We start from the raw sequence: 14,025 nt of genomic DNA on the forward strand, positions 1-14,025 counted from the left end.
AGCAGAGAAAAACCTCTATTTTAAAACAACTGGGCCATCAGCATATACCTTGATAACCGATCAATAGTGAAGGGATAACATATTCCAACAGGTAGGATAATAGTAACGATCGTTCGTTTTTTCACCTCTTCTCAACGTGGTCTTCTCGATTTCTATAAATAACAAATAGCATATTATTGTGTTTTCATGTAAAATATAAATCGCTAATTCTCTTTTGATGGGTAAGAGAATAGCTTATTAAGTGGAATAAGGTTTATTCATCTTTCGTAAGGATTACATATAAAGGCTATTTTACGAAGTACTACGGTATTGAGAGGGTTGGAAGAACATGAAATTACATACTTTGCTGGAGGCGCTGCAGCCTTATCAGACATATAATGAAGATTCTATCGAAATTACTTCTATTGAAAATGATCATCGGAAAGTAACTGAAGGCAGTTTGTTTGTCTGTATTAAAGGATACACAGTGGATGGACACGACTTAGCTGCTGAAGCTGTAAAAGCAGGAGCTGTGGCCGTCATTGCCGAGCGTGAGCTGACATTAACTGTCCCGGTTATTGTGGTCAAAAATACAAAAAGGGCATTGTCTGTTCTTGCGGATACATTTTATGAGCATCCCACACATCAGCTGCAGCTGATTGGGATTACCGGAACAAATGGTAAAACGACGACAAGTCACTTAATAGAAAAAATAATTCAGGATCATGGGAAAAAGACAGGATTAATCGGGACGATGTATACAAAGGTTGGAGATGAGGTATTCCCAACGAAAAATACGACTCCAGAAAGCTTAACACTGCAAAAGACATTTAGACAGATGGTGGGTGCAAATGTATCTGCTGCAGTAATGGAGGTATCTTCACATGCTCTTGATGAGGGCAGAGTTCATGGCTGTGATTTTGACATTGCTGTGTTTACAAACTTAACACAAGATCATTTGGATTATCACGGCACTATGGAAGAATACAAACGGGCAAAGGGTTTGCTTTTTGCTCAGCTGGGCAGCCGTTTTCAAAAGAACTCCCCGAAATATGCTGTGTTAAATGCGGATGATGCAGCAGCAGAACAATATATAAGATCTACGTCTGCTCATATTCTTACATATGGAATAGACCGTGATGCCGATTTTAAAGCACATAGCATTTCCATAAAGGCAGGGGGAACTAGCTTTACCCTGGAAAGCCCATTAGGAAATTACAATGTGAATATGAAATTAATCGGCAAATTTAGTGTTTATAATGTATTAGCTGCGATTAGTACAGCAGTGGCAGCTGGAATCCCAATCAGAAGCATTCTTGCTTCGATTGAAGAAGTAGAAGGTGTTTCAGGCAGATTTGAGACTGTGGATGCCGGGCAGGACTTTTCAGTTATTGTCGACTATTCACATACGCCAGACAGCTTAGAAAATGCGTTACAGACAATCCGTGAATTTGCAGATAAACGGATCTTTACGGTTGTTGGCTGCGGCGGTGATCGTGACCGGACAAAACGTCCGATCATGGCGCAAATATCATGCAGCTACAGCAGTGATCCAATCTTCACTTCTGATAATCCGCGAAGTGAAGATCCACATGCCATACTGGCTGATATGGAAGCTGGCGCGACAGGAGAGAATTATAAAATTATTCCTGATCGAAGGGATGCGATTCGATATGCAGTTCGTCAAGCCAGTGCTGGGGATGTCATCTTAATTGCAGGGAAAGGGCATGAAACGTATCAGCAGATTGGGGATAAAACCTTTGATTTTGATGACCGCATTGAAGCCAAAAAGGCTATTGAGGAGCGATAAAATGTTTTTAACATATCGTGGCGATGCAAAACTCTTTCCAAACAAAACGGACATTGCAAATGAGGATATTTCTTTTAATCATGTGTCACGTTCACCAGACCATCGACTGCCTAAAGGTCTTTATGATTCATGCGGAACAAGTGCAGACAGGATTGCACTGGAAAGTGGCGCAATGGCAGAGGTTTGGGAAGCTTCTTTGAATATACCGCATTTTATACGGAAACATTTATCGCTCTTATCTATGAATAATGTAATGAAAGGTTTATTGGATATGATTGAACTTTATAAACAAAAAACAGAAAGCATGGCAGGAAGTCCAGCACACTGGACTCAGAATCATGTAAATAGTGCTGTAATACCCAATGAGTTTGAGTATAAAGAGGAGCTTCATTTGCTCTTTGCCAAACTGGATGAAGACGGCCGGCTAGGAGGTAAGGAGTAATATGATGGAGCAAGTTATTTTTTTCACTATATTAATGGGCTTTTTAATAACCGTGTTATTATCGCCTTTATTTATCCCATTTTTACGCAGATTGAAGTTTGGTCAAAGCATTCGCGAGGAAGGGCCGCAATCACACCAAAAGAAAACAGGAACTCCAACGATGGGCGGAATTATGATTCTGTTATCGATTACTGTTACGACGCTGGTGATGACAGGCAAATTTTCCGAGCCTACTGTTAAAACGTATTTGCTGCTGCTTGTTACGTTAGGGTTTGGTCTGCTTGGATTTTTAGATGACTTTATCAAAGTTGCGCTGAAACGGAACCTTGGTTTGACTTCGAAGCAAAAGCTGCTGGGTCAAATTATCATCTCAATCGTTTTCTATCTTGTTTTCCAGCAGAATGAGTTTTCGACTGTTGTTCATATTCCATTAACGGATTTTTCTTTTGATATGGGATGGACTTATGTTTTCTTTATTATTTTCTGGCTTGTAGGATTTTCAAATGCAGTTAATTTAACAGACGGTCTCGATGGGCTAGTATCTGGAACATCGGCTATTGCATTTGGTGCATTTGCAGTTTTGGCTTGGAGTCAGTCTCAGTTTGAAATTTCCATTTTTGCAGTCTCGGTTGTAGGTGCTGTGTTAGGATTCCTTGTCTTTAATGCTCACCCTGCAAAGGTATTTATGGGAGATACAGGATCACTGGCTTTAGGTGGTGCGATAGCAACCATCGCGATTTTAACAAAGCTTGAATTTATCCTGATTATTATCGGCGGAGTATTTGTTATAGAGACACTATCCGTTATCCTGCAGGTAATATCATTTAAAACAACGGGAAGACGAATCTTTAAGATGAGCCCTCTTCACCATCATTATGAACTGGTAGGATGGTCAGAGTGGCGAGTTGTTGTAACCTTTTGGACGGTCGGGCTATTGCTTGCAGTCCTTGGAATTTATATAGAGGTGTGGATGTAAAGTGAAACAGGTCAATCGCTATCTTCATAAAAAAATATTAGTTCTTGGACTGGCAAAAAGCGGAGTAAGTGCAGCTTCGCTTTTACATAAACTTGGCGCCTTTGTGACTGTCAATGATTATAAGCCGCTTTCTGAGAACCCAGAAGCACAAGGTTTGCTTCAGCAGGGAATTACGGTTATATGCGGCTCACATCCTATTGATCTGCTTGATGAAGGTTTTGAATTAATTGTCAAAAATCCAGGAATTCCTTATTATAACCCGATGATCGAAGGTGCTTTTGAGAGAGGCATTCCGGTCATTACTGAAGTGGAGTTAGCTTATCAAATCAGCGAAGCCCCTTTTATCGCGATAACAGGTACGAATGGGAAAACAACTACAACTACACTTATATATGAAATGATGCTCGCTGGCGGGAAAAAGCCGCTTATAGCTGGGAATATTGGAACAGTCGCTTCTGAAGTCGCACAACTTGCAACGAAGGAGAATACGATCGTCATTGAACTATCCTCCTTTCAGCTTATGGGCATCGATGAATTCAAACCGAAGATGGCCATTCTGACGAATCTTTATGATGCACATCTTGACTACCATGGCACTAGAGATGAGTATATAAATGCAAAAGCACTCATCACAAAGAATCAAACAGCAGAGGATTATTTCATTCACAACAATGATCAAGAGGAGGTTATTGCTGTAGGAGAAGGTTCTAATGCTGAGTTGATCCCTTTTTCGCCTTATCATGAGCTTGATCACGGTGCATATTCAAAAGACGGCTGGCTTGTATTCAATGGAGAGAAGATTATGGAAGTAAAGGATATAAAGCTGCCTGGAGCCCATAATCTAGAGAATATTTTATCGGCAGTTGCCGCTTCTAAGCTTTCGGGTGTTAGTAATGAAGCGATTATTGAAGTGCTGACTACATTCACTGGTGTTAAGCATCGTCTTCAATATGTTGGCGAGGTGTCCGAAAGATCATTTTACAATGATTCAAAGGCAACAAATATTCTAGCTACCCAAAATGCATTAGCTGCCTTCCATGAGCCGATTATTCTGCTTGCCGGCGGACTTGACCGAGGAAATGAATTTGACGAGCTTGTGCCTTCCCTAAGGGGAGTGAAGGGGATTGTAACGTTTGGACAAACTGCTGAGAAAATTGAGAAAGCGGCAATGGAAGCTGGAATAAAAATGATTCAACGTGTCGATAATGTTGAAAAGGCTGTGCCGGCCGCTTTTGATATGTCTGAAGCTAAAGATGTTATCTTGCTCTCACCAGCTTGTGCAAGCTGGGATCAATATAAAACTTTTGAAGTTAGAGGAGACATTTTTATAGATGCGGTGCATAAGCTTAAGTAAAGGGCTTGTCTGCTGAATCTTCAACTTGTTATACCCGCAGATTTCGGCAATCATTCCTGCAGCCCTAATACTTCCGTTAGAGGTGTTTGCATTGCCGACAAAAAAAACGACTCCAGATCTAATACTGATCATCATTACTTTATCCTTGCTTGCGGTTGGACTGACAATGGTATACAGTGCAAGTGCAATTTGGGCGGATTATAAATTTGATGATTCATTCTTTTTTGCGAAAAGGCAGCTGCTTTTTGCGGTAGCAGGTATTGTTGCTATGTTTTTTATCATGAATGTTGATTATTGGACATGGAGGACATGGGCAAAGCTTATTATTATTGTATGTTTTGTTCTGTTAGTGCTAGTTCTGATTCCTGGGGTAGGAAATGTTCGGAATGGCTCTAGGAGCTGGATTGGGGTCGGTGCATTTTCTGTTCAGCCCTCTGAGTTTATGAAGCTGGCCATGATTGTCTTTATGGCAAAGTTTTTATCAGAGAGGCAAAAACTGATTACGTCCTTTAAGAAAGGGTTAGCACCTTCACTCGGTCTTGCTTTTCTAGCTTTCGCCATGATCATGATGCAGCCTGACTTAGGAACAGGCACGGTCATGATGGGTACATGTGTAGTGATGATTTTTGTTGCTGGTGCCCGGATTAGCCACTTTGTTATGCTCGGCTTAATTGGTGTTGCAGGCTTTGTGGCTCTTGTGCTTTCAGCACCATACCGAATGAAGCGGATCACCTCATTTTTAGATCCGTGGGAAGATCCCCTTGGGAGCGGCTTTCAAATTATTCAATCCTTATACGCTATTGGCCCGGGAGGATTGTTTGGGCTAGGACTTGGACAGAGCAGGCAGAAATTCTTCTACTTGCCTGAACCGCAAACAGATTTCATTTTCGCCATTCTTTCAGAAGAGCTTGGATTTATTGGCGGATCGTTTGTTATTTTATTGTTTGCCTTGTTATTATGGAGAGGTATTCGCATCGCTCTAGGGGCACCTGATTTATACGGAAGCTTTCTTGCAGTAGGCATCATTGCAATGGTAGCAATTCAGGTAATGATCAATGTTGGTGTTGTTACTGGTTTAATGCCTGTTACCGGAATCACTCTGCCATTTTTGAGCTACGGAGGTTCTTCCTTAACATTAATGCTAATGGCAATCGGTGTTCTGCTGAATATTAGCCGATATGCACGTTATTGAACTCGCCCTGTACTTGCTGCAGGGTTTCTTTTTGTTTAAGAAAGAAATATGCCTTTTATCACAGAAAACAATTTACAACTCACAAGAAACTATGTACATTTGAGTGTATCGGCACCGTGAAGGATGCAGCTTCCCTTTTTCCAAATTCATTACATTTGCATGACATTATGTTTTCCATTTCTTCATAGTGTTTTAAATATAGTAGAATAGGGTAAAGGGGAGGATGTGGTTTTTTCTTTCCTTCAAATTTTAAGACCATACAACATTGTGAGACAACAAATAACTTTGAGGTGAAATCATGAAAATTGCAGTAAGCGGCGGCGGTACAGGGGGGCATATATATCCTGCGCTTGCCTTGATAAGAGAAATTCGAAAAGAGCATAAAAATGCACAATTTCTATACATAGGAACGGAAAAAGGCTTAGAAAGCAAAATTGTACCAAGAGAAAACATTCCATTTAAGTCGATCCATATAACAGGCTTTAAGCGCAAGCTTTCAATGGAAAATGTGAAAACCATTATGCGCTTCTTAAAAGGCGTAAAAGACAGCAAGCAAATGCTAAAGGACTTTCAGCCTGATGTTGTGATTGGAACTGGCGGCTATGTTTGCGGACCTGTAGTCTATGCAGCTGCTAAATTAGGCATTCCAACGATTATTCATGAACAAAATAGTGTACCAGGTTTAACGAATAAATTTTTAAGTAAGTATGTTGACAAAGTAGCTGTCTGCTTTGAAGAAGCAAAAGCATTTTTTCCTGAAGAAAAAGTCGTATTTACTGGCAATCCGCGGGCATCTGAAGTACTTGGCCAAGATGGAATTCGCGGAAGGCTTTCTGCTGGATTAAATACGAAAACACCTGCCGTTCTGATCTTTGGCGGGAGCAGGGGAGCCAGACCAATAAATGAAGCAGTCGTTAAATCACTTGCTGAATTCGGTTCAAAGCCATATCAGCTATTGTATGTGACTGGAGACGCTCACTTCGATGATGTCAAAAAAGAAGTGGAGCTAGTTGGAAATCCTGAAAATGTAATCATCAAGCCTTTTATTCATAATATGCCAGAAGTGCTTGCAGGCATTGACTTAGCGGTTACCCGGGCTGGCGCAACGACGCTGGCTGAACTCACTTCCTTGGGCATTCCAAGCATTTTAATTCCTAGTCCTTATGTAACCAATAACCATCAGGAAAAAAATGCGAGGGCCTTAAGTGATCACGGAGCAGCTGAACTATTGCTGGAGAAGGATCTAACTGGGAAAAAATTAGTGGAGCAAATCGATCAGATTTTAATTAATGATGAGAAGATTGAGCAAATGAAGAAAAACTCAAAAAAACTTGGTATGCCAGATGCGGCTGGCAAGCTTTATCGTTTAATGAATGAGCTAAGCACTGCCAAGCGCAAGTAGCCCAATAACTGCATAAACTAATAAGGAAAAACAGCAAAAGAAAGGCAGGTTTGTATGAAAGAATTTATCGAAGAGCTTCAGACATTAAACGCAGGCAAAATCAAAGAAAATGAACCGCTTGCAAACCATACAACAATGAAAATTGGCGGACCAGCTGATCTTTATATAGAACCATCTTCAGTTGACAGCTTAAAACAGATTATGGAGCTTATTCAAAAACATAATATAAAATGGACGGCAATTGGAAGAGGTTCTAATTTGCTTATTTCGGATAAAGGGATTGAAGGAGCTGTTATTAAACTGGGACGCGGACTTGATCACATGGATCTGCAGGGCTCAGAGTTAAAGGTTGGAGCAGGCTATTCAATCGTTGCATTGTCTACACAAATAAGCAGAAAGGGCTATTCAGGTCTTGAGTTTGCGAGCGGAATACCTGGTTCTGTTGGCGGAGCAGTATATATGAACGCTGGTGCACATGGTTCTGATATATCTAAAATTCTAAAGAGTGCTCACATATTGTTTGAAGATGGAAGTATGAAATGGTTATCAAATGAAGAAATGGACTTTTCCTATAGAACGTCTGTATTGCAAAAAAAGCGTCCTGGCATCGTGCTTGAAGCAGTTTTTGAAGTAGTAGCTGGAGATAAGGATCAAATATTTGCGGAGATGCAGAAAAACAAAGATTATCGCAAAGAAACTCAGCCATGGAACTATAAGTGCGCAGGCAGTATTTTTAGAAACCCGCTGCCAAAATATGCTGGAAGGCTTATTGAAGAGGCAGGTCTAAAAGGCTATTCAATTGGCGGGGCGCAGATTTCAGATATGCATGGTAATTTTATTGTGAATACCGGCAGTGCTACAGCACAGGATGTACTGGATCTAATCCAATTTGCAAAAGACAAAATCCAAGTGCAATTCGGTGTATCACTTGAGACAGAAGTAGAAATAATAGGACGAAAGTAACAGGGGGATATTCCTCCCTTATTCCATATTTTGTGATATAATAATTTATTGGAATTTGCAGTTATAACGGCATGAAATATATGCCGTTATCCCTCTCTTTAGATGAAAAAATTCCAATTTGGAATAAAGGATATGGTTTATTGGAGAGGTGAAAATCAATGAGCAATGGAAAATTAGTTTCACTTGAAGATCGTATTCCAAAGCTAAAACAGCAGCGGAAAAAGAAAGCGAATCGCAGACTTATTTTTCTGCTGATCCTATTTTTTATTTTAATTGTATTCGTTATATATTTTCAATCACCGCTGAGTCATGTGAAAGAAATTGAAGTGAAGGGCAATACTATATACAGCAATGCTGAAGTTATTGAAAATAGCGGCATTTCACAGACTACGAATATATGGGAGATTGATGAACAGGAGATTGAGGAGAAATTAAAGGCGCTGTCTGAAGTGAAAAATGTACAAGTTACAACCAGTTTGCCCAGCACGGTAAACATTGTGGTCGATGAATTGAGAAGAATTGCATACATAATGAACGGGGAGACATATAAGCCTGTATTAGAAAACGGTAAAACCATTCAAGGACAAGCAGGTGAAATCCCCGCAAATGCACCGATCCTAATTGGATTCGATGAAGGCGAAGTTCTTGATTTAATGATACAGGAATTAGAAGTCTTGCCTGTCGAAATTCAAAATTCAATTTCAGAAGTCCATTATAGCCCAAAGGAAACGGATCGTTTTCACGTACAGTTATTTATGAACGATGGCTTTGAAGTGAGTGCGACACTTAGAAGTTTTTCTGAAAAGATGGCACATTATCCTTCAATCGTAAGTCAGCTGGATGCCAATCAAAAGGGAATTATTGATTTAGAAGTTGGCTCTTATTTTAGAGCTTTTGAAGAAGAAGGAGCGGAGAAAGTTGACGAGGAAACAGAAGGTGAAAGGTAGACAAGTCATTTTTTCTCTTGTTTTTCTTGTGTTAGGGTTTATATTAACTTTTTCATTCCGTTTAACCAATAATGAAAATGAGGCGGCTGATATTTCTACAAAACAATGGGAAAGAGATCTTAATCTCCGTAACCAAATAGTAGAAATGGAAGAGAAAAATCGCTCATTGCAAAGAGAACTGAATGCGAACCAAGATACGATCCAAGGAATTGAAAAAGGCTTCGCTGAGGAAGAACAGATTTATTTTAACATGGCTGAAGATGCTGAAAAATACCGGATGTTTCTTGGTAAAGTAAAAGTAAAAGGACAAGGTGTAGAGGTTAAGCTTTCTGACGGAAACTATGATCCTAATGAAGAGAATATTAATAATTATATTGTTCATGAACATCATGTTTTCCGAGTGATCAATGAATTATATATTTCAGGTGCATCGGCTATTTCAATAAATGGCCAAAGGCTGAAAGCAAATTCGTATATTCTATGCAATGGACCTGTCATTGAAGTTGACGGCTATCAGCATCCTGCACCATTTGTGATCACTGCAATCGGAGATGCTGATGTTATGGCTTCAGCCTTAAATTTAACAGGCGGAGTGAAAGATCGTTTAGTGAATGATAATATTTTATTTTCATTAGAAACGAAGCAAGAAATTATCATGGAGCCAATATACGGAAGCTAAGATTTTCACCTTGAATGAACATACTATTCAGCTTACCTCTTCGGATCTTAATAAATATGTTTCCGGATCGCTGCACAAAACATCAGTAAATTAAAAATGAATGTCCACATAAATTTGGTGTGAAAGCAAGGTGGTAAACACGTGGACAAAAAATGGATAAGTTTTACCTTTATTGCAATCATTGTCGGCTTCATGCTTGCCTTGCAATTTAATACCCTGCAAGAGCCAGCGGTCCGTGACACTAGGGATACGTGGCAGCTTAGGGAGGATCTCGAGAAAGAAAAAGAGATGCAAGTAAATTTGTTAAGGGAAATACGTTCTCAAGAGGAAATTCTTTCTCAATATGAATCAGAACGTGAACAAAGCAAAGAGCTGGCATTGCGTGAAACGCTGGAGGAATTGAAGAAAGAGGCAGGCTTAAGTGACATTGAAGGATTCGGCATTTTATTAACCATAGAACCAGTTTATGAGGAATTGCTAATGGGAAACAAGGTCACAACCGTGTCTCCTGAATTGCTTAAAAGGTTATTAAATGAGCTGAATATGTACGATGCATTATATGTTTCGATCGGAGGACAGCGTGTTATAAACACGACGGTAATCCGTGATATCAATGGAGAAACAAAAATAAATGGCTTCTCCCTAAATGATTTTCCGATTGAAATCAAAGTAATTGCAGAAAATAGGCAGGTTGCGGAAAAACTTTATAACCGTATGCAAGTATCCAAATCGGCTGAGGAGTTTTTTATTGATAATTTGCGGGTGAAGATTTCAAAACCCGAAAGCATGATTACTATTCCTGCTTATGAAGATAGTATTCGTATTAGAGACATGGAACCTGTAGAGGCCGACAAAGGAGGAAATTCATAATGTGGCTGCCTGTGTTAGGCCTTATAATAGGTGTCTTCTTTGGACTGATGGCAGATATCAGAATCCCTGCCGAGTACTCTAATTATCTATCGATTGCTGTGTTAGCAGCCCTTGATACACTATTCGGAGGAATACGGGCACAGCTGCAGAATATTTACGATGAAAAGGTCTTTGTTTCAGGCTTTTTCTTTAATATTATCCTTGCAGCAAGTTTAGCTTTCCTAGGTGTACATCTTGGTGTAGACTTGTACTTAGCCGCTGTATTCGCCTTTGGTGTAAGGCTATTTCAAAACATAGCTGTCATCAGGAGAATCCTGCTTACAAAATGGTCTGTACCCCGTGAAAAAACTGAAAAAAATTAAGTTTTAAAAAAGGGAATAGTCTAACTTCTGACGAATTAGTAGAGTATTCTATTGTAAATAAATTAATATAAATGAAGAGGCTGATCTGCTTTAATCCCTCTTTTTTATATTATATTTATTAAAAGAAGAAAAATTACATTACAATAGTTTTTAATTCACGTTATTATTCGATGCTTTATACAAGCAGATGAATTATATTAAACATTAACTTGTGCTGATTAAAACATAAGGGGATTCAGCATCGGCTCTGCGGAAAACGAGTTCCCTTAATAGCAGATCAGCACATCAGAAACCTAAAAAAATTATTTGTTGTTCAAAAGAAACAATTTGCAAAAGGAGGTGCCAGAGAATGAACAGCAACGAAATATATGTAAGTCTTGACATCGGTACATCCAGTGTAAAAGTAATCATTGGTGAAATGGTCAATGACTCTTTAAATATTATTGGTGTTGGCAATGTAAAGTCTGAAGGTTTACGAAAAGGCTCCATTGTTGATATAGATGAAACCGTTCATTCCATCAAACGTGCAATCGAACAAGCCGAAAGAATGATTGGCATGGAGATTAAAAGCGTAATAGTGGGGATTACTGGCAATCATGTTATGCTGCAGCCTTCACATGGCGTAGTGGCTGTTTCAAGTGAAAATAGGGAAATATCAGATGATGATGTTGCAAGAGTAATAGATGCAGCACAAGTTGTATCCATTCCTCCAGAAAGAGATATCATTGATGTTATTCCCAGACAATTTATTGTTGACGGATTGGATGAAATAAGTGATCCGCGTGGTATGATTGGTGTAAGGCTTGAAATGGAAGGTACCATTATCACTGGCTCTAAAACAATTTTACATAACACATTGCGCTGTGTAGAGCGTGCTGGTCTGGAAATAGTGGACATTAGCCTGCAGCCTCTAGCAGCAGGAGCATTTGCTCTTTCAAAGGATGAGAAGAACCTTGGAGTTGCTTTAGTTGATATAGGAGGCGGCTCAACAACGGTTACCTTATTTGAGCAGGGCATATTAAAAGGAACAAGTGTATTGCCAGTTGGCGGTGATCATATAACAAAGGATCTCTCAATTGGCTTGCGAACTTCAACAGAAGACGCTGAAAAAATAAAAATCAAACATGGCTATGCATTCTATGATCATGCTTCTGAAGAGGAAGTATTTAGTGTACCGATTATTGGAAGTGATCAGCATCAGCAATTTAATCAGCTTGAAATATCTGATATTATAGAAGCTAGATTGGAAGAGATCTTTGATTTAATTCAGCATGAAGTAAAGCGCCTTGGGGCATATGATCTCCCTGGGGGATATGTTCTGACAGGCGGAGTTGCCAATTCTCAAGGTATACTCGAATTAGCACAAGTTATTTTCCAAAACCGCGTACGGATCGCCATACCTGATTATATCGGTGTAAGGGAGCCGCAGTATACAACCGCGGTCGGGTTGATAAAATTCGCTTATAAAAATGCGAAGGTGCAGGGCAGGAAGATGAGTACTCCGGTCGCAAGCACTGAAGCAAAGGAAAGAAGAGTTCAAAAACAACCGCAACCAAAAGCAAAGCCGGAGAAGCAGCCGGAAGAAAAAATTACATCGAGAGTAAAAAAGTTCTTCGGATACTTTTTCGAATAGGCTTTTCACATACGAAATGGTGTTCTCGGGGATATCGATTTAGGAGGATTTGTCATGTTAGAATTTGATACAAATTTAGATTCATTAGCAACGATTAAAGTCATCGGCGTTGGCGGCGGCGGTAACAATGCGGTTAACCGGATGATTGAACATGGTGTTCAAGGTGTTGATTTTATTGCTGTAAATACAGATGCGCAAGCATTAAACCTATCGAAAGCTGAAATCAAAATGCAGATTGGCGGTAAACTTACTAGAGGACTTGGAGCTGGAGCAAATCCTGAGGTTGGTAAAAAGGCTGCAGAAGAAAGCAAAGAACAGCTTGAAGAAGCACTTAGAGGTGCTGACATGGTGTTTGTTACAGCTGGTATGGGCGGAGGAACTGGTACAGGAGCTGCACCAGTAATTGCTCAAATCGCTAGAGATTTAGGAGCTTTAACAGTTGGTGTTGTAACAAGACCTTTCACTTTTGAAGGAAGAAAAAGATCAACACAGGCTGCAGGCGGAATCGCTTCGATGAAAGAAGCTGTCGATACGTTAATTGTCATTCCTAACGACCGTTTATTAGAAATTGTAGATAAAAGCACTCCAATGCTTGAAGCTTTCCGTGAAGCAGATAATGTGCTTCGTCAAGGGGTTCAAGGTATTTCAGAACTAATCGCTGTTCCTGGATTAATTAACCTTGACTTTGCTGACGTAAAGACAATTATGTCCAATAAAGGATCTGCTTCAATGGGTATCGGTATTGCTTCAGGTGATAACCGTGCAACAGAAGCTGCTAAAAAGGCGATTTCTTCTCCATTATTAGAAACATCTATTGATGGAGCACAAGGTGTTCTTATGAATATTACTGGAGGCTCAAACCTAAGCCTTTACGAAGTTCAAGAAGCAGCAGATATTGTTGCCTCTGCATCTGATCATGATGTGAATATGATCTTCGGTTCTGTCATTAATGAAAACCTAAAAGATGAAATTGTCGTAACGGTTATTGCAACTGGATTTAATGAAGAAGCGGCACAGCCTAAACCAAGCAGACCTTCATTTGGCCAGCAGAAACAACCTGCAATGGGTGCAGGTACAGGAGCTGTGAAGCGCGAACAGCCAAAGCGTGAAGAACCTCAACAAGAACCTGTCCGCAGCACAACATCAAACAACGCGGAAGACACTTTAGATATTCCAACGTTCTTGCGCAATCGCAATCGCAGAAGATAAATAATATAGCAGATTAAACCCTCGGCAAAAGGCTGAGGGTTTTTTTATATTGTAAAAAAATAATTTACTGAACCTCTCTTAAAAATCAACTCTATTAACCCCTTTTTAATATATATATTTAGAACAAATACTTGTCCCATATGAAATATTGACAAAAAACGAAAATTATAGTGAAAATTTCTCAAGTTTTCACTACAGGAAGTGACA

13 protein-coding genes are annotated in these 14,025 nt (G+C 39.7%); all 13 read left to right on the plus strand.

From position 1 onward, the window contains the following. Nucleotides 1-328: 328 nt before the first annotated feature. Nucleotides 329-1,789, plus strand: coding sequence for a UDP-N-acetylmuramoyl-L-alanyl-D-glutamate--2,6-diaminopimelate ligase (locus J1899_RS09145; protein ID WP_214478460.1), 1,461 nt, complete (start codon nucleotides 329-331; stop codon nucleotides 1,787-1,789). Nucleotide 1,790: 1 nt separating this feature from the next. Then, nucleotides 1,791-2,231 carry a hypothetical protein gene (locus J1899_RS09150; RefSeq protein ID WP_214478461.1) on the plus strand — a complete coding sequence of 147 codons (441 nt, stop codon included), beginning with the start codon at nucleotides 1,791-1,793 and terminating at the stop codon, nucleotides 2,229-2,231. A gap of 1 nt (nucleotide 2,232) precedes the next feature. Further along, nucleotides 2,233-3,207 (plus strand): phospho-N-acetylmuramoyl-pentapeptide-transferase, encoded by a 975-nt coding sequence (gene mraY / locus J1899_RS09155; protein ID WP_066446878.1) that lies wholly within the window; start codon nucleotides 2,233-2,235, stop codon nucleotides 3,205-3,207. 1 nt (nucleotide 3,208) lies between these two features. After that, entirely contained in the window at nucleotides 3,209-4,561 is a 1,353-nt protein-coding gene (murD, locus tag J1899_RS09160) for a UDP-N-acetylmuramoyl-L-alanine--D-glutamate ligase (RefSeq protein ID WP_066446875.1), read from the plus strand. A gap of 91 nt (nucleotides 4,562-4,652) precedes the next feature. After that, on the plus strand, nucleotides 4,653-5,753 hold the full coding sequence (gene spoVE, locus J1899_RS09165; protein ID WP_151571986.1) for a stage V sporulation protein E: 1,101 nt from the start codon (nucleotides 4,653-4,655) through the stop codon (nucleotides 5,751-5,753). A 298-nt stretch (nucleotides 5,754-6,051) separates the two neighbouring features. Continuing rightward, nucleotides 6,052-7,155, plus strand: a complete 1,104-nt coding sequence (gene murG, locus J1899_RS09170) for an undecaprenyldiphospho-muramoylpentapeptide beta-N-acetylglucosaminyltransferase (RefSeq protein WP_066446870.1) — start codon at nucleotides 6,052-6,054, stop codon at nucleotides 7,153-7,155. Nucleotides 7,156-7,209: 54 nt separating this feature from the next. Next, complete coding sequence (gene murB / locus J1899_RS09175) at nucleotides 7,210-8,118, plus strand: UDP-N-acetylmuramate dehydrogenase (RefSeq protein WP_214478462.1); 909 nt, start codon at nucleotides 7,210-7,212, stop codon at nucleotides 8,116-8,118. Nucleotides 8,119-8,276: 158 nt separating this feature from the next. Further along, nucleotides 8,277-9,065 (plus strand): cell division protein FtsQ/DivIB, encoded by a 789-nt coding sequence (locus J1899_RS09180; protein WP_066446866.1) that lies wholly within the window; start codon nucleotides 8,277-8,279, stop codon nucleotides 9,063-9,065. After that, the gene (locus J1899_RS09185; RefSeq protein ID WP_066446863.1) at nucleotides 9,037-9,744 is read left to right on the plus strand and encodes a DUF881 domain-containing protein; all 708 of its coding nucleotides are present in this window, start codon (nucleotides 9,037-9,039) and stop codon (nucleotides 9,742-9,744) included. The genes J1899_RS09180 and J1899_RS09185 overlap by 29 nt, the downstream gene beginning before the upstream one ends. A 141-nt stretch (nucleotides 9,745-9,885) precedes the next feature. Further along, nucleotides 9,886-10,614: a DUF881 domain-containing protein gene (locus tag J1899_RS09190; RefSeq protein ID WP_214478463.1), complete on the plus strand. Its 729-nt coding sequence runs from the start codon at nucleotides 9,886-9,888 to the stop codon at nucleotides 10,612-10,614. Continuing rightward, the gene (locus J1899_RS09195; protein WP_066446852.1) at nucleotides 10,614-10,976 is read left to right on the plus strand and encodes a small basic family protein; all 363 of its coding nucleotides are present in this window, start codon (nucleotides 10,614-10,616) and stop codon (nucleotides 10,974-10,976) included. The genes J1899_RS09190 and J1899_RS09195 overlap by 1 nt, the downstream gene beginning before the upstream one ends. A 349-nt stretch (nucleotides 10,977-11,325) precedes the next feature. Further along, on the plus strand, nucleotides 11,326-12,609 hold the full coding sequence (gene ftsA, locus J1899_RS09200) for a cell division protein FtsA (RefSeq protein WP_066446849.1): 1,284 nt from the start codon (nucleotides 11,326-11,328) through the stop codon (nucleotides 12,607-12,609). Nucleotides 12,610-12,663: 54 nt separating this feature from the next. Next, the gene (gene ftsZ / locus J1899_RS09205; RefSeq protein WP_214478464.1) at nucleotides 12,664-13,818 is read left to right on the plus strand and encodes a cell division protein FtsZ; all 1,155 of its coding nucleotides are present in this window, start codon (nucleotides 12,664-12,666) and stop codon (nucleotides 13,816-13,818) included. The last annotated feature ends 207 nt before the right edge of the window (nucleotides 13,819-14,025 follow it).

The sequence above is a fragment of the Cytobacillus gottheilii genome (assembly GCF_018582665.1).
GTDB lineage: Bacteria > Bacillota > Bacilli > Bacillales > Cytobacillaceae > Cytobacillus > Cytobacillus gottheilii.